Genomic DNA, 15,924 nt, shown 5'->3' with positions numbered 1-15,924 from the left:
TACCGATTCTATGATATAATCTTGGCAGTCCATAGTGATTGCCCTCCCTTGGAAGAAGTTGTGTGCAAACTTCATTCTACCATGTGGGGAAAATCACTATGGATTTTTTCTTAGGTGTCCAACTTCATTTTACAATCAACCCCTCTTTTCTTTTTTACAATCAATCTTATAAACGGCGGCCGTCCGCCTGTTCCGCCACCGCTTACTCCTTTATGCCGCGGCACAGCGGAATCAGACACAGAAGCAGAACGATTCCTGCAAAGCCAACCGCGACGCCCGGCACCAGCATGCCCCAAAGCATGGTCATGCACATACCCATTCCCAGTGCAAGTGTGCCCGCCAGCCCAATCAAGCCCCGAATCAGACTACGCCCACTGAAATGCCGCACGGCCGGCTTGCCTGACATAATACGATGCAGCACCCACGCCCACAGCAGCACGGCTATCCCTGCCGCCCCGGTCCATACGCCCTGTACTGCAGCGCCCCACTCCGGCAGCAGGCACATGCACATTCCCAGTGCAAAAAGGCCTGCGCCCGGCACACACAGAAACATCGTGATCAAATCTCTCTTTTTCATATCCATATCGTCCTTCCGGCAAAATTCATGAGCTTTCGCTCACGTTCTGCACATGATTTTACAGTGTGTATGTTCGGGAAATATTCAAAAATTGTTTTTGAAATATTAAACAGCAAAACAGAAGGGCATCTTCCTGAAAGAAGATGCCCTGCAAAAAATATGCTGCTGTGCTTTACTCGTCCGCTGTTGCCTTTGTCTGAGCCTGTTCGGCGGACAGACGGTTGATCGCACAGAAGTAATCGCAGAATTCGGCTGCGGTTTCACCCTGGTCTGTACCGTCCATAACGCCGCACATATCCAGCAATATCCGCTGCATAACACGGCTGGAGAAATATTTGAATACCACCTTTCCCCAACGCGGTACAAACTCTTCCTGTTCAAAATAATTCCAGTATGGCAACATACTGCCGGACGGCAGATAAAGCTTGTATCTGTCGTGCGCCCTGATCATACCCTCCCGGCAGTAAGCGCCCCAAAAATCGTCCCGCACCATGAAAGCTCCCAAAATACGGCGTTCCTTCTCTTCACAGCCCGTCTCCAGAGTTGTCAGCAGACACGCCGAATTCGGCTTGAGCCTGCTGGGGATACGCGGCCTGTCCTTGGAGTAGCCGCTCAAATAAAAGCCTGTGGATACCGCGTCGGCTTCTGCCGCCGCTTTGGCTTCCTTCCACGGGATGTCAAAAGCCGCCTGCGAATACGGCGTAACTTTCATGGAGCGTATTTTCCCGAGCCGCTCCTGCCGTTCCAGTTCCTTTTGTCTTTCCGCACGTTCCGCCCGCAGCCTTCGTTCATATCCTGCCCGTATCTCATTTTGCTTTCCTGCGTCCTTCAGGGTCAGAAAGCGGGAAAATGCGTCCGGATACTGAAACCGTTTTTCCCCCTGGGCAAAGTCTATCGTAATGATATTCCCCGAAAGACCGGTTATCACGCCCGTTCCAAAAGCGTTGTGCCTGACCGGTTGTCCCAGCAACTGCATTGTTCTCCTCCCTTGCTGATATAAAAAGCCATCCCGCAGCCGTAATGCCGCACATCCGTGTTATTCCTCTGTTTGCTTTGCCGCGCGGGACGGGCCGCGCGTTTTATCGCTGATGCGAAGAACGATCTCCGTTTTGTCTGCTTGCAGATCCAATTTCCCGCTGTTGAGTTCCGGGATATCTCCGACCGTCAGCACCGTACCGCAGGGCATTCCCTCAACATCCACCGTTATCGTATCAATCATATCTTCCGGCAGGGACGCATATGGGATCTCCATAAGCATCCTTTCCAGTGCATCCGTCACCTTTTCCGTATTTGTCAAAAAAATATGGATGACGCTGTTCACTTTTTGATCCGCCTGCAGAGCTTGAAAACTGAGATGCAGAATATCATTGTTCAGCAGATTTACCGCCTTTTCCTTGATCTGCACCGGTATCTGCTGTCCGTCAAGCACAATTTTCAGCTTGCTTCCTTCCCGCTTCTGCTCCACCAGCCTGCGCGCGTCGGCTTCCTCAAGCTGGAGCGCCAGCGCTTCGCGCAAAGGGCCGCCGAAAACACTTCCCGGAACAAGCCCCAGCCGTCTCAGCTTTTTTGCTTTCACGGCAAAATCTCTTTTTTCCACTGTGATCATGTCCATCGTGTTGTTCCTCCCAATCAGATTTTATATATTTAACCGGCATACAGTGCATACCGGCCGTCGGCTGTTTTTGGATGGATAATAAAAAAAGAAGAGCTTCTTCATATGGCACCACGCGGCGCAATACTAAAAGCCCTTCTTGATAAGACGGTTCTTTTCCTATTCGTTTTATATAGTATAGCACAGACCAAATACAAATGCAACCATAGTTCCGTTTATACGGCTCCTCCCGCACGCGATCAGAGCCTTGTATCCCACATACCGCAAAATGCGTCCACCGGGCTGTTTCCTTTGAATTCCGATTTTCCTGTAATCTTTTCCACAGCCTGCCGGATCGCTTCACGGGAGCCGTTATAGGTATTGATGCAGACAGGCACCATAGGCACGTCATATAAATGAAACGGATTTGCCACGCTGATAAATACAGTGGGTTTTTCAGCCGCATACCAGGGAATCTCCGGGCCCATCGGGATGCTCCAGTGCAGATTGCGCTCGTTTGTGGTGGAAAAACTTTGCACATCTGCAATAACAAATACTACATCGTATTTTTTTCGAAATTCCAGCACCGGGATATCCGCCAGCACCTTTTTGCCGTTGATGCCCTTGGGCGTCAAGTATTTGAAAGGATTCAGCCTATAGACTTCTACCGAAAACCCCTGCTTTTCCAATTCCTGTGCTAGATACTCCCTCGCCTTGTCCGCTTTGCCCAAAACCCGTGCCGCGAGAGAAACGCTGGACACCGAATAAAGGATTGCCCGTTTGTGGGCCTGCGGCGTTATGGGGAGCTGCGCCCTGCTGTTCTTCACCAGCGTGATCGAGCGGTCGATGATACGGGCTGCGGCCGCACGGTGCTCCGGACATCCAATGACAGACAGGCCTTCCTCCGCCGGCATCAGCGCATTTGTACGTTGTTTTTCGTGCAGCCGCAGCATTGCTTTGAACGCCAGAACGCGCAGTACCGCTTCATCCAGCCGTTCCTGCGTCAGTTGGCTGGACTCCAGCCCCTCCCGCATGAACCGCAGATCCTCGTCATGGTCGCGATAGTATAAAATCATATCGCAGCCGCTCTGCACGGCAATGGGCAGGAACTCGCTGCGCCGCATTTTTCCTGTGAGGCCCACCATGTGTGTCGCGTCGGTGATGATAAGCCCGTTGAAGCCCAGCTTTTCACGCAGAAGGCCCTGCAGAAGTTCCGGTGCCACCGTGGCGGGCATAATCTCCTCGTCCCGTATGCCGGGCCGCAGCTTGCGGGAATAGGCAGGCTGCTGGATATGCCCCACCATGATGCTGGGTACACCCGCGCCGATCATTCCCTGGTACACCTTCCCGTAGGAGGCATCCCATTCCTCGCAGGTACAGTCATTTACCGTAGTGACGATATGCTGGTCCCTGTCATCACAGCCGTCACCGGGAAAATGCTTCATGCAGCAGGCGACGCCCGCCTCGTTTGCCCCTTTCATGTAAGCGAGGGCCATCTCCAGCACAGTGTCTGGATCGCTGCCGAAACAGCGCGTAGGAATAACACAGTTGCGCCAGTTCCGGTCAATATCCACAACTGGGGCAAACGTCCAGTTGCAGCCCACCGCCGCCGCCTCGCGGCAACCGTACAGTCCCATCTCATAAGCGCTGCGGGTATCTCCTGTGGCCGCGCATGCAATGCCTTCCCCGATTTTTGTGCCGCCTGTCATTGCACCGTTACCGCCCGCCTCCACATTGGCTGCGATGAGCAGCGGGATTCGGCTGTTTTTTTGTGCCGCCGCGTTTTGTCTGTACAGTTCCCGGGGCTTGCGGTTATTGTAGCGCAGGCCGCCGGATGGATATCTTCCAAGCAGTGCGGCGGTCTGCTTCCCGGTGTCGTTCCACAGCATATCCACAAACAGCTGGGCGATTTTTTCTTCCTGTGTCATGGCATTGAACGTGTCGTTTACCCAGCGTACGGCGTTATCGTCCAAATCGAATGGCTTGGCGCGCATATCAAAACTCATATCGTGTCCTCCCGTACGGCGTCATCCTCATTGAAACAGAGCCAGCAGCCGCTGCCACAAGCTGAGCGTCTGTGCCTCCTGCGCCGGTGCCCGCCGCGCCTCCGCTTCTTCAATGGCCGGCGTCGTCATTACAAACTGCACGGCGTCTACCTGCGTGTTTTTTTCGCTTACAAATGAGCATATCTCATAATCCGCACCTGTAAAGCCGTCAATCAGATCGTCTATCTTATCATTGAGCTGGCCGTCCATATCGCTTGTACGGCCGCGCAGCTCCCCAGTGCCTTCGGCCAGCTCACTGCTGCCGCCCGCAAGCCGGGCCGCGCCGTCGGTCAGCGACCGAGACCCCTGCTGTAAGCTGGCCGCACCGCCCGATACCTGGGCCGCACCCGCCTGTAATCGGGCTGTGCCGTCCGCCACTTGAGACGCAGCCCGAGCTGCGCTGTCCACTCCATTTGTATATTGCAGCAGGCCCTGGTAAAATGCGTCAAATCCTGTCAGCTGCGTTGCCAGTGTATTCAGCGGCTTGATCAAAGCACTGTCCGCCCCAGTCGCCTGCTCTACCGCGGCGGCAATCTCGCTCTGGACAGCATCGCCCGCCATTGCAGACTCGATATTCATAGCGATAAGTCCCTGTACTTCGTCACTGACCATCTGCCCGTCAATCTGCTGCTGAATGGCCGCCTGGGTCTCCGGCATTGCCATCACGGCGTCCACTTGCTTTTGCACCTCGTTCTCCACCTGCGTATCGATCTGCTGCTGCACCTCCGGCGAGACCATCGCTGTGTCCGTCACCGTTTTCAGCAGGGCTTCTCTTTCCGAAGCAGCAAGCGCCGCGGCGGCGCCCCTTTTTTCCTCTTCCGTCATATTTTCTGCGCCGGGTTGGGTGCACACATTCTCGTAGGCAGCCGAAAAGATCTGTTCCTCCGTGATGCTTGCCTTTACCTGTTCACGTATGGCGGCGGTCACGCCGTCCCGAATCGGCTGTTCCTGTTTGCGCACCTCTGCTTCCGCCTGTGCGCGGGCGGCCCGAGTTGCCTGCTGCTCCACTTGTACCTGTACAGCAGCTGTCACTTCTGCCGTCACTTTTGCGCGGGCCTCTTCCGTTGCGGCTTTCAGCGCCGCGCCGCCGATTTGCTGCTGTACATCCGCCAAAACGGCGGCATAGTTTTCGCGCGTCATTGGGGTATAGCTGAGACTGGTCCGCGTCAGTAGGTTCTCCAGCTGCGTGTTGGCCGCAGAAAGGAGCGAATCGAAAATCGTGCCCGCGCCGCTTTGCAGCGCCGCGCTCTGTCCCGCCAGCAGCGACAGGCCGCTGGACAGCTCGCTTGTTGCGCCCGCAAGCCCGGCCGCTCCGCCGCTTAGTGTGTTTGCGCCTGCCACAAGGCTGGCAGCACCTGAGGCGACGGCTGCCGCGCCGCTGTTCAGTTCCTGCGCTCCGGCTGCCAGCTCTTTCGCACCATCATCCAGCTGCTGCGCGCCGTCCTGCAAGTCGTCGATCTGCCCGTCCAGCTCACTGGTGTCCGGCTTTTCCATATGAATCGCCAAGGGGACGGCATTCAAGGAAATACCCTCCATAGAGAAATCCGTCACATCCGTCTCGATGGTGAAAGAAAGATCCTGCCCCGGCAGCTTCATATAGCTCAGTTGCTTGTCAGCGCCCACATTTGCCTCTGTCGCGCCTTCGGTCTGGATATTGCGGCACTTCACGGTGTCCAGCAGCACTGTGGCCTGGACCATGTAGGTCTCATAGAAATCGCCGTCCGCCAATTTGTTTTTCGTGACGGATCCGCTGATTACCAAATGTCCGTTGGCCCCGGCAAGCTCATCGGCTGCGACGTTTTTTCCATCCAGCATATAGGCAACAGAGATATTCCAAGGAAGCTGCGCATCCTTCAGGTTCCCTTGATAATAGAACGTACCAGCCTCCGCGGACACTGTGACAGAGTCCCCATCCAGTGAAATGTCCGCTTCACTCGTCAGATTGCGCACCGAGGAATAGGCGCCGTAGTCCCGTATCTCCGTCTTGCCGTCCAGGGCAAACATATTGACAATATATATGTCTGCCACACTGCCGTCTCCGGCGAGGCTCACATATACATTTTCTTCTTTTTCGGTATTTGCCGTTTCCGCATAAACAGGAGCCATACAGGCTGCGGCTAAACATAGTGCGGCCGTCAATGCCGCCGCGCGTTGAATGAGGCGTTTCATAATGGAATGTCCTCCTTTAATAATTCTTTTCAAAACGCAGTCCCAGGCTTGTTTTCTGCACAAGTCCGTCGAACAGGCACAGGCAGGTGGGAAGCACGAACAAAACCATGCAGCATGACAGCACTGCGCCGCGGCCCACCAGATACCCAAGCTGGCTGATGACCCCGTTTGTGGACAGCGCACCCAGCATACTGCCGGCAATGCACAGAATGCTTCCGCTGGTCAGAATAGAGACGACTGTTTCGCGCACAGTGATACGCGCCGCATGCCAACGGGAATTTTCGCGCCGGTTTTCCAGGTATTTGTTGGTGAACAGGATGGCGTAATCTACCGTAGCGCCAAGCTGTACCGTATTGATGATCAGGTATGCGATATAATTCAGCCGTTCTCCCGTTAAGTATGGCACCGCAAGGTTCATCCAGATGGCGCTTTCAATGACGAATACAAGGATCGCGGGCAACGAGAGCGACTTGAACGTGATGAGCAGGATGAGGAAGATCGCTCCCACAGCGATACCGTTCACTACGATATCGTCCTCTGTCACGGTGTCCCGCATATCCAGCGTGTTGACGGCTTCTCCCGCTATCAAATAGGCGTCCGGGTAATACTCCTGCGCAGTTTCCCGCAGCTGTGTGGCAACCGCGAAAGGGATCTCCCCGTCCACGCCTACGCTGGTGCTGATGACCATGCGCGTATAATGCTCGCTGATCAGCAGCTCCCGCTGCGTCTTTGGCACATATTCCTCCGGGATACTGCTGCCCACAGCATCTGTATAGCTGAGCACCTCCGTTACCTCGGGAGTGGTCTTGAAAGCGTCGGAGAGCGCCTTTTCGCGGGCTGTGTCCCCCCTGGGAACCATACAGACGATCTGGTTGGAACGGCCAAATTCCTCGTTGATGCGGATGGCGTCCGCGCCGATCTGAGTGGAGGCATCCCCGTATATCTCGCTGGAGCCATAAGCAAAGTCGATCCTGTCTTTGGCGACAAAGGAAGGCACCGCCAGCAGAATAAACAGGATAAGCACCGGGACCTTCACCTTCATCACGAAGTAAGAAAATCCGCGGAACGTCGGCATGAAGCTGCGATGCTGCGTTTTGTCAATCAGCTTATAACACAGTACCGCCAGACATGGCAGAAAGACCAGCACGCACAGCAGCGAGAACACGATAGCCTTCGCCATGACAACGCCCATATCCGGCCCGATGCGGAAACGCATCAGGAGCAGAGCGGCAAAACCGATCACGGTGGTGAGTGCGCTGGAGGTCACGGAAGAAAAGCTGTCCTTTACCGCGTGAGACATGGCATCCTGTACATCCATCCCGCTCGCCCGGAAACGGGAAAAGCTGTGCAGCAGAAAAATCGAATAGTCCATGCTGACGGCGAGCTGCAGCACGCTGCCCGCTGCATTCGTCACAAAGCTGATGGTCCCGAATGCAAGATTCGTGCCCATGTTCAGAACGATAGCCACACCGATGGTTGCCATGAAAAGCACCGGTTCAAACCAGCTCGTGGTGGTGAGCAGCAAAATCAGGAATACCAGTGGAAGCGCAATGGCCATAACCATCTTTAGCTCGCGGGTCGTAGATTCTGTGGCCATCCCCGTATTCACCGCCTCCCCGCTCATGGCGGCGTCCTCACCAACCACAGCGCGGATATCCATTAAATGACTGTACAAGTCATCCTCATCCACATAGCAGGTGAACAGCACGTTTCCCTCCTTGTACCAGCTTTCCACTGTGTCGCCGTCCAGCGTCTCCAGCGGCGCGTAAACATTGGCGTAATCATCCAGCCACATCACCTCCGACACGCCCGGCACCTGCTGGAGCTGTTTCTTCAGCGCCAGCGCCTCCGGAATCGCCGCATCCTCGATCATAATGCGGCAGTTGGCAGTTTTGGCGCTGTATTCCTCCTCCATTACATCCAGGGCAATGGTGGACGGCGCGTCCTTGGGCAGATAATGCATCATATTATAGTCTACCTTTACTCTGCGGCTGAGCAGTGCACACAAAACCGCCAGCACCGCAAACAGGGCAACGATGCCTTTTTTATGCTGGAGCATTTTCTGGGCTATTTTGTTCATCCAACCAAACTCCTCAGTCTTTTCATTTTTGTGCATATGTTGACTTTTGTTTCTGAATTGATTATAGTGGAATCAGATAATAAAATGCAATCAGCAGATTCCCGCTGATCTATGCAACTTTGTATAAATTCAACGGATATTGTACAGTTTTAAAAATTTTTTGCAGTCAACTCAATTGGCCGCAGTGGAGGTTCCATAAATGGCGAAAGCAGAATACAAAAGCGCAATTCGTTCACGCAGGATGATCCAGCGCGCGCTGGTCGAACTGCTGCAGGAAAAGGAGCTTGATAAGATCACCGTTACGGACATCGTGACGCGCGCTGACATCAACCGCGGTACTTTTTATGCGCACTATGCAGACATTTCGGGCGTGCTTGACAGTATTATGGAAAATGTCTGCCAGACCATCCGGGAAGCGCTGGAAAAACAACCGCTTTGGGCAAAAGCTCCAGATGCACGCATTGTGCTGCAGCACTTGCAGCGCATGCTGGAAAGCGACCCGGAATTTTACCGAAATGCCATCCGCACCAATGTTTCCAACATCGTATTGGAAAAGCTGCGGGAATTCTTTATTGAACAGATGATGCAGCGCGAAAGCGGCTATGCTGTCCGCAACCATGAACAATATGTGTTTACCGTCCGGTTTGGTTCCGGCGGCGTTATCACTTTATATAAGGACTGGTTTTCCGGCAACCTGCCTTTTTCGCTGGACGAGCTGACCGAAAAGGCGGCGCAGGCCATCAACACAATGCTTGCGGGTTTGTAAGTTGTGTTTTTATATGCAAAAAGGCGCAGCATTCGGCTGCGCCTCAACATAAATGATAGATACAGTCTATATGGAAAACTAAATGTCGTTCATGTTTCACAAACGGGCCTATAAGAAAATGAACCCACTTACTGCAAACACCAAGCTTTCTATTAACAAAAAAACGCCAGAATCATACGATTCCGACGGTTTTAGCCCGAGTGTAATTATAGGATTCAGGAAAGTAGCTAAAGTGATTAAACATCAATTCCAATTACGTATATTGGAACTTGTATTGCGCTTTTGAAATAGGGCAGGTATTTTTCAACCTTTTCAAAATTAAGAGATCCCTCCCAGTTATGGCCATATTGGTTGGTCAAAAATTTTTGCATGGCTTTTGCAGTTGTGATATAAACACCGAAATCAATAAGATCCAAATTTGAATAGGATGCCATCTGGAACTTTAGCAAGTCAGTTCCCAAAAACGAAGCATGTCCAAATTGGACCTCAACAGCTATCCGTTTTTTTGAAAATCGAATTTGCTGTATGCTTTCATATCCGGAGATATGCGTGGTTGCCCCTCCCAGCCTTTTTCCAAAAACAAATCATTTAGAATTTTAATAAATTCTTTACGATTTAGTTTGGAAAAATCAACACACGCTGCATATAAAATTGTTCAATTTCTGCTTTCTGGGCAAGACGGCTGTTAAAGAGTTCCTCTGAAAAGCGGAAAGAATACTTTTTAAGGCGTACAGCCATGCAATATCAGTTCCAATCACAGTAACAGTATAATTGAAGTATATCATAACGCGACAAAAAAGACCAGACAGCACAACAAATGCAAATAAAAAAGCGGGTAAGCCCCATAAGGACTTACCCGTGGTCCGAGTGGCGAGAGTCGAACTCACGGCCTCTTGAACCCCATTCAAGCGCGCTACCAAACTGCGCTACACCCGGACATTGCCGCCCGTTCCGGCGGCAAAAATTATTATACGTCATCCTTGCACTTTTGTCAACGTCTTTTTTTCATTTTCACGGCATGATATTTTCATGCAGACCTGCGGTTCCTGTCTCAGACTGTTTTTGTATTGGTCGTAACAGAACTGGATGATGCTGTTACGCTTGATCAGGCCGATAAAACTATTTTTTCCATCAATAACAGGCACAAAGTTTTGCCGCATTGCCGCCGCGATCAGTTCTTCCATGTCCGTATCCACTGAGACGCATTTGTTATCCCGCTTGCGCGGGATGCTCATGATCGGCATATCCTCGGCGTCCTGCAGATTCAAGTTATAATTCCGCTTCACCGCCCACAGGATATCACCCTCTGTAATGGTGCCAACATACTCTCCTTTCCTATTTAAAATAGGTATGGAGGAATAACGGTGGTACTCCATTTTCTCAATCGCCTGGCGCAGGGTGAAGTCATCATACAGATACGCCACCTCGGCCTTCGGCGTTAAAAAAAACAAAAGATTCATGCGATTATCCTTTTCCTCTCCTAAATTACTGAGGATCAGCCCTGATTTATTATATCATACTCACGAACAGGATGCATGAAAGATTTGTTAATTGAACACGCAGAAAAACCGGGGCTCGTTCCGATGAAACAAGCCCCGGCTTCTTTAGCGATACATTGTCCGGGCCGCATTCAGCAGGACTTTGAGGGCCTTGTTGTAGGGTGTGACAGGACATATCTTTTTGGGGATATCGAACAATGTGTACACGGCGATACGGGCCGCACGGACAGAATATTCCTCGGTGAACACCATATCCTCCGGTATCTCTACAAACTGGCTCACCATCGCAAAGTTTGTGCTGCCCTGCGGCACCACCGGCGGCCGGTCGGCCATTGCCCGCGGCTGGAATTGTGCATCCACATACGGCATCATACACGGAATGACATTAACGACATCCGCCATGATCTCTTCCTGATGTTCTTCCCAGTGCAGTTGATGCAGCAGCTCTTTCAGGATCTCTGCGCCGGTACAATCTCTCATGGGCTTTTTCACATAATCTCCCACATGATCCGTATAAAGGCCGTAGCCCCAGAAAATCGTGGTATCCGGGTCCTGGGCTTTGAAGTGCGGTTGTGCCGCCACCACAATGCTCATACGCCACGAAGAATCCTTAAAGGTCATCAGCGCTCCGGAGCCGGGGATGTTGCCCGAATAGTTTTCGATCATCTTCAGCAGCCGGTTTCCTTTGCAGGTCACCGTAAAGCTTTCCCAGTTGCTTTCATTCACGTTGCCGAAGAACGGTTCCGGATTGCCCAATCCCGGCCGCTTCGCCGCCACCTTCGCCCACAGCTCAGCGGAAACCGGCTTTCGTTCCGGTGCCGGAGCCGGTGCATGCAGGCTGCCCAACGTGGCGGAATCCGTCATACAGGCATTTGTCATGATACATACGTCCCCCTCGCGCAAATCGACCGCGCAACCGTCCGAAAAATGCAGCGCTGTCGCCGTCAGTGCCTCCCCGGGTGCAAAGTCGATGTCCGTCACGGTACGCCCTGTTTCAAACCGAACGCCGTTCGTCTCCAAATAGGCTTTCAGTGGCAGGATCACGCTCTCATACTGATTATACGGCGTTCGTGTGACGCCCTCCAGCGTTTCAATACGCGGGAACTCAAAAATCATGCGGTTCATATAGCGCCGGAACTCGAACAGACTGCTCCATTTTTGGAAAGCAAAGGTCGTCTGCCACATATACCAGAAATTCGTTTCAAAGAAATGCGGGCCGAACCAATCCTCGATGGTCATATTGTCGAGCCGTTCCTCCGGTGTAAGCAGCAGCTTTGTCATTGCCAAGCGGTCCGCATTGTCAAAGCCCATGCTGCGGACATCGAGAATTTTGGCGTCCTTGTCGATCAGACGTGCATGCGCACATGTGGGATGCGCATGGTCAAAGTTCAAAATTTCCTCTGTGACGCTGCGCTGCGGTTGCTCCAACGACGGAATGCTGCGGAACAGCTCCCAGAAATTTTCATAGGTCTCTTCGTTGAGCATACGGCCACCGCGGCAGACAAAGCCCTGCTGTACACTGCCCGCACCGTCGTTTGAGCCGCCCAAGACATCCATGCTTTCCAGTATGTGAATGTTGTGACCGTCAAAATTCGCATCCCGTACAAGGTATGCAGCCGCCGCCATAGATGCCAGGCCGCCGCCCACAAGATAAACCTGCTTATCGCCGTAATTACGGGGCTGGAGGCTTTCCTTTTCCCTGCGCATTCCCTGTGCCTGCGCCTGTTTTTTTACTTTGCTTGCCGCGTAAACCGCGCCGCCCGCTGCTGCGGCTGCCGCTGCGATGCCCAAAACCTTTTTATTCATAATTGCTCATGCACCCTTTCTCTTCGGGACATATGCCCCGTTTTCCTTTCGGTGGCATCAGTATACCGCCCGTCCGGGCGCATGTCATTATACAGTTGTACGCCCCTGTAAAAAAAGCAGACAGTAACCATCGGTTGTACGTTTTTTAGACAAACCGCACATTTTGTCTATGGGCAAGTGTACTTCCATGGCGTAGGATAGAAGCGAAGTAAGGTGATGAGATGACCTTTGAACAAAAGCTGAAGGCTGCAGCGCTGGAAGCCGCCCTGCATCCCGCACTGCGGCACGCAGCCAAAAACCCGGCGCGAACGGCACGCAACCTCGTTGAATTTACCGCAGGCGTCGCCGGCGGCTTATTTGACGATGCACAAAAAGCCAAGCTGTATGATGCAGTCTATCCCATGCTGCAGGAAGCGGACCGGGAACACCTTTTCGCTCTGCTGGAACACGCCGCCGGACTTTGCGAATGACAAGAAGGACGCCGCAAGATCTGCGGCGTCCTTTTTGTTGTACATATTTCTACAAAGCAGGCTTTTCGCCCCGCTCTTCAACATAACGCCGGTATGCCAGCTTCTCACTGTCCTGTGCAAGCCGTTTTAGGCTGCGGGCCAGCTCCTCCGGCGGCGTTTTCATACCGGCAGCCACCCAAGCTCTGACTGTTCCGCAGCTTCCGTAGGCATAAAAGTCTGCAAAAAACGCCTTGTCGGCATCCGGTACCGTGCCATTGTCCAGAGCTTCGACGGCCTCCAGGAAAAGTGCGCGCACCACTTTGAACAAATAGTTTCCAAAGGTGTCCGGCGTACAGCGCACCGTATTTTCGTAGAACTTTTTATCCGCGCGCATGGTCTCGAACAGCACTGCGATATGGCTGTCCCAGTTTTCCAGCGTAATTCCGTCGACCAGCCGCGCAAACCCCTCCGTATAATAAATCCAATTCAGCAGCTCATACTTGTCTTCAAAATGATAATAAAATGTCTGACGGTTGAGGCCGCAGGTGGAGGTGATATCCGCAATGCTGATCTTGTCAAAGCTTTTCTCGCGGCATAGTTCTTTCAAGGCTGCGGCAATGGCGTGTTTCGTGATATTGGAATCCGGCAAATCAGCGTTCCACCCTTTCCTTTTATTGTTTCCAGTATACGACGCCCACCGTATTTGTGCAAGCGCAAAACATTTTCGCACAATATTTTTCATCATTTAAATATTATTTTGTTGATTCGACTCATTATATATGGTATACTTAAAAAAAGCGTTCAACTTTCTGCGTGGAAAGGGGGACGCTTTTGAAAATGGGAGGCTATTATGGAAAAGCGCATCGTTAAATTGTACGCAAAGAACAACACCGTTCCCCTGAAGGTCGTTCCGGGCCATTTTGCCACCAACCATTCTCATGTAAATTACTATATCGACATGACAACGCTCAAAACGCGCCTGTCAGAAGCCGGGTCTGTAGCCGCTTCGCTGGCAGGCCTTTATATGACGAACACTATCGTGGACACCATCGTCTGTCTGGACGGCACCCAGGTCATCGGTACTTTGCTCGCCCAGGAACTTACACGCGCCGGATATCTCTCCATGAACGCTCACGGCACTATCTACGTGGTCACACCGGAATACAACTCCAATAGCCAGATGATTTTCCGCGACAATATCCAGCCAATGATCCAGGGTAAGCATGTCATTGTCCTGATGGCCTCCGTCACCACAGGCATCACCATCCGCAAAAGCATGGAATGCATCTCCTATTATGGCGGCATGCTCGTGGGAATATCCGCGATTTTCAGCGCAGTAGACGAGGTGGAAGGCCAGCCCGTCAACGCAGTGTTCCACAAGGATGATATTCCCGATTATCAGAGCTGCGCCATGCACGACTGTCCGCTGTGCAAAGAGGGACGGCGTATCGACGCCCTGGTAAACAGTTTTGGATACTCCAAGCTGTGATAAAGCAAAAAAGAGCGGCTTCACGCCGCTCTTTTTGATTTGCGCTTCCCGCCCGCCTTCGTACGCAGCGGCGCACACGAGCCGTTTCAAATACCTGCGCCGCGCAGGATATCATTTGCAACAGGCGTATAAAAGAGCTTCTGCACCTCGTTGGGGTCATCCGTCAATGCAAGCAGCCACATCAGCTTTGCCACCACGGCCTCAGTCGTCATATCAAAGGCTTCCAGCACGCCCAGGCTGTTTTTCAGGCTGTGCCCCACATTATATATGCTCAGATCGCTGCCTTCGTTCTGCACCTGTGTCGTAACAACAACGGTCTTCCCTTTTGCTGAAGCCTTGCGGATAACCTCGTAAAACTCCCCGGTCTCACCCGACGGCACGCCGCCGACGCCAAAGCTCTCCAGAATGACCGCATCGTTTTCATCCAGAAGGAAGCGGAGCTGCCCCGCCGAAGCCCCCGGAATCAGCTTGAGCAGTGCCACACGGCTGTTCAAAGCATCATAAAACACGGGTTCCGCCTGAGCCTGCGGGCGGATATAGGGTACCAGACAATTGTCCTGCACAACCCCCAGAACCGGATAATTAATGCTGGAAAACGCACCAAAGCTTTTGGAATAAGTTTTGCGCGCACGGGTCCCCAGGATCACCGCACCGCCGAACACAATCTGCACGCCCGGGATGCGTCCGTCACAAGCGCAGACAAAGCTGTCCAGCAGATTGGTCTTGGAGTCCGTAATATCCATATTGATGGGCTTCTGGCTGCCGGTGAGTACAATGGGCTTGGGGCCCTGCTGAACAAGGTAGCTGAGTGCAGCGGCGGTATACGCCATCGTATCCGTGCCATGGCACACCACAAAACCGTCAAAGGAAGAATACGCTTCGCGAATGGCACGCGCGATCTCCAGCCAGTAAGCAGGAGACATGTTCGTGCTGTCAATGTTGCATACCTGGCGGCAGGTCACATCGCAAAGCTCGCGCACCGCCGGGACATATTTCAGGAACTGGTCCGTGGTAAGCTCCGGCACAAGCCCTGCGCCGGTCATTTCGGACGCGATGGTGCCGCCGGTACCAATCATAAGAACACGCTTCATGTCCATCACTCTCCCGCTTTATATTCTCCTGTACACTCAAAAAAATACGAAAAGCGCCGGATAATTTCGTCCGGCGCTTTTGCATTGGAGGTGCCGACCAGATTTGAACTGGTGCATAGAGGTTTTGCAGACCTCTGCCTTACCGCTTGGCTACGGCACCATAAAACTTTGGCGCCGCAGTTGAAGCTACAGCGCCAAATTTTCATGGAGCGGATTACGAGGCTCGAACTCGCTACCTCCACCTTGGCAAGGTGGCGCTCTACCAGATGAGCTAAATCCGCGGGAAGGCTTTGCGCTTGCAAAGCCCTTGGTGCCTCCGATCGGAATCGAACCAATGACACGGGGATTTTCAGTCCCCTGCT

The 15,924-nt window shown here is 52.7% G+C and carries 14 protein-coding genes and 3 tRNA genes; 3 read left to right on the top strand and 14 right to left on the bottom strand.

All coding sequences use genetic code 11. The features are described from left to right. Positions 1-202: 202 nt before the first annotated feature. The 6 genes from IIY41_RS13040 to IIY41_RS13015 all read right to left on the bottom strand — a co-directional run bounded on the left by IIY41_RS13040 (position 203) and on the right by IIY41_RS13015 (position 8,462). Complete coding sequence (locus tag IIY41_RS13040) at positions 203-577, bottom strand: hypothetical protein (RefSeq protein WP_055081053.1); 375 nt, start codon at positions 575-577, stop codon at positions 203-205. A gap of 172 nt (positions 578-749) precedes the next feature. After that, positions 750-1,553, bottom strand: coding sequence for a hypothetical protein (locus IIY41_RS13035; protein ID WP_050004263.1), 804 nt, complete (start codon positions 1,551-1,553; stop codon positions 750-752). A 60-nt stretch (positions 1,554-1,613) separates the two neighbouring features. Further along, positions 1,614-2,189, bottom strand: coding sequence for a 50S ribosomal protein L25/general stress protein Ctc (locus IIY41_RS13030; protein WP_009325837.1), 576 nt, complete (start codon positions 2,187-2,189; stop codon positions 1,614-1,616). A 239-nt stretch (positions 2,190-2,428) separates the two neighbouring features. Next, the gene (locus IIY41_RS13025; protein WP_055080856.1) at positions 2,429-4,174 is read right to left on the bottom strand and encodes a glycoside hydrolase family 3 protein; all 1,746 of its coding nucleotides are present in this window, start codon (positions 4,172-4,174) and stop codon (positions 2,429-2,431) included. Between the two features lie 27 nt (positions 4,175-4,201). After that, positions 4,202-6,241, bottom strand: coding sequence for a hypothetical protein (locus tag IIY41_RS13020; RefSeq protein WP_287401087.1), 2,040 nt, complete (start codon positions 6,239-6,241; stop codon positions 4,202-4,204). Positions 6,242-6,398: 157 nt separating this feature from the next. Then, positions 6,399-8,462, bottom strand: a complete 2,064-nt coding sequence (locus tag IIY41_RS13015; protein WP_287401085.1) for an efflux RND transporter permease subunit — start codon at positions 8,460-8,462, stop codon at positions 6,399-6,401. 199 nt (positions 8,463-8,661) lie between these two features. Here IIY41_RS13015 and IIY41_RS13010 point away from each other — a divergent pair, with 199 nt between their 5' ends. Next, positions 8,662-9,228 (top strand): TetR/AcrR family transcriptional regulator, encoded by a 567-nt coding sequence (locus IIY41_RS13010; RefSeq protein ID WP_050004267.1) that lies wholly within the window; start codon positions 8,662-8,664, stop codon positions 9,226-9,228. Between the two features lie 236 nt (positions 9,229-9,464). Here IIY41_RS13010 and IIY41_RS13005 read toward each other — a convergent pair whose 3' ends face one another. From IIY41_RS13005 to IIY41_RS12990, 4 genes are all read right to left on the bottom strand, one after another. Further along, the gene (locus IIY41_RS13005; protein ID WP_242853444.1) at positions 9,465-9,725 is read right to left on the bottom strand and encodes a BglII/BstYI family type II restriction endonuclease; all 261 of its coding nucleotides are present in this window, start codon (positions 9,723-9,725) and stop codon (positions 9,465-9,467) included. Between the two features lie 362 nt (positions 9,726-10,087). Further along, positions 10,088-10,164 (bottom strand) — tRNA-Pro (locus IIY41_RS13000). Between the two features lie 38 nt (positions 10,165-10,202). Next, positions 10,203-10,688, bottom strand: a complete 486-nt coding sequence (locus tag IIY41_RS12995) for a CBS domain-containing protein (RefSeq protein ID WP_009325844.1) — start codon at positions 10,686-10,688, stop codon at positions 10,203-10,205. 144 nt (positions 10,689-10,832) lie between these two features. Beyond that, entirely contained in the window at positions 10,833-12,533 is a 1,701-nt protein-coding gene (locus IIY41_RS12990; protein ID WP_287401082.1) for an oleate hydratase, read from the bottom strand. 221 nt (positions 12,534-12,754) lie between these two features. On the opposite strand from IIY41_RS12990, the gene IIY41_RS12985 reads away from it, so the two are divergent. Continuing rightward, a complete protein-coding gene (locus tag IIY41_RS12985) occupies positions 12,755-13,003 on the top strand; it encodes a hypothetical protein (RefSeq protein WP_009325846.1) in 249 nt (82 codons plus the stop codon). Positions 13,004-13,052: 49 nt separating this feature from the next. Here IIY41_RS12985 and IIY41_RS12980 read toward each other — a convergent pair whose 3' ends face one another. Beyond that, positions 13,053-13,631 carry a TetR/AcrR family transcriptional regulator C-terminal domain-containing protein gene (locus IIY41_RS12980; RefSeq protein WP_058723795.1) on the bottom strand — a complete coding sequence of 193 codons (579 nt, stop codon included), beginning with the start codon at positions 13,629-13,631 and terminating at the stop codon, positions 13,053-13,055. Positions 13,632-13,832: 201 nt separating this feature from the next. On the opposite strand from IIY41_RS12980, the gene IIY41_RS12975 reads away from it, so the two are divergent. After that, positions 13,833-14,471, top strand: a complete 639-nt coding sequence (locus IIY41_RS12975; RefSeq protein ID WP_009325848.1) for a phosphoribosyltransferase — start codon at positions 13,833-13,835, stop codon at positions 14,469-14,471. Between the two features lie 86 nt (positions 14,472-14,557). On the opposite strand, the gene IIY41_RS12970 is transcribed toward IIY41_RS12975, so the two are convergent. The 3 genes from IIY41_RS12970 to IIY41_RS12960 all read right to left on the bottom strand — a co-directional run bounded on the left by IIY41_RS12970 (position 14,558) and on the right by IIY41_RS12960 (position 15,843). After that, positions 14,558-15,562, bottom strand: coding sequence for an asparaginase (locus IIY41_RS12970; protein WP_117472388.1), 1,005 nt, complete (start codon positions 15,560-15,562; stop codon positions 14,558-14,560). Positions 15,563-15,647: 85 nt separating this feature from the next. Next, positions 15,648-15,722, bottom strand: a tRNA-Cys gene (locus tag IIY41_RS12965). A gap of 45 nt (positions 15,723-15,767) precedes the next feature. Further along, positions 15,768-15,843, bottom strand: a tRNA-Gly gene (locus IIY41_RS12960). Between the last annotated feature and the right edge of the window lie 81 nt (positions 15,844-15,924).

The sequence above is a fragment of the Ruthenibacterium sp. genome (assembly GCF_017421385.1).
GTDB classification, from domain to species: Bacteria; Bacillota; Clostridia; order Oscillospirales; family Ruminococcaceae; genus Ruthenibacterium; species Ruthenibacterium lactatiformans.
Note: the sequence above shows the minus strand (reverse complement) of the source record. Positions and strands in the feature narration are given on the sequence as shown.

Coding starts and splice junctions, on each gene's coding strand:
- IIY41_RS13025 (WP_055080856.1), bottom strand. CDS start 4,174: ATGAGTTTTGATATGCGCGCCAAGCCATTCGATTTGGACGATAACGCC.
- IIY41_RS12990 (WP_287401082.1), bottom strand. CDS start 12,533: ATGAATAAAAAGGTTTTGGGCATCGCAGCGGCAGCCGCAGCAGCGGGC.
- IIY41_RS12970 (WP_117472388.1), bottom strand. CDS start 15,562: ATGAAGCGTGTTCTTATGATTGGTACCGGCGGCACCATCGCGTCCGAA.
- IIY41_RS12995 (WP_009325844.1), bottom strand. CDS start 10,688: ATGAATCTTTTGTTTTTTTTAACGCCGAAGGCCGAGGTGGCGTATCTG.
- IIY41_RS12985 (WP_009325846.1), top strand. CDS start 12,755: ATGACCTTTGAACAAAAGCTGAAGGCTGCAGCGCTGGAAGCCGCCCTG.
- IIY41_RS13030 (WP_009325837.1), bottom strand. CDS start 2,189: ATGGACATGATCACAGTGGAAAAAAGAGATTTTGCCGTGAAAGCAAAA.
- IIY41_RS13035 (WP_050004263.1), bottom strand. CDS start 1,553: ATGCAGTTGCTGGGACAACCGGTCAGGCACAACGCTTTTGGAACGGGC.
- IIY41_RS13040 (WP_055081053.1), bottom strand. CDS start 577: ATGAAAAAGAGAGATTTGATCACGATGTTTCTGTGTGTGCCGGGCGCA.
- IIY41_RS12975 (WP_009325848.1), top strand. CDS start 13,833: ATGGAAAAGCGCATCGTTAAATTGTACGCAAAGAACAACACCGTTCCC.
- IIY41_RS13010 (WP_050004267.1), top strand. CDS start 8,662: ATGGCGAAAGCAGAATACAAAAGCGCAATTCGTTCACGCAGGATGATC.
- IIY41_RS13015 (WP_287401085.1), bottom strand. CDS start 8,462: ATGAACAAAATAGCCCAGAAAATGCTCCAGCATAAAAAAGGCATCGTT.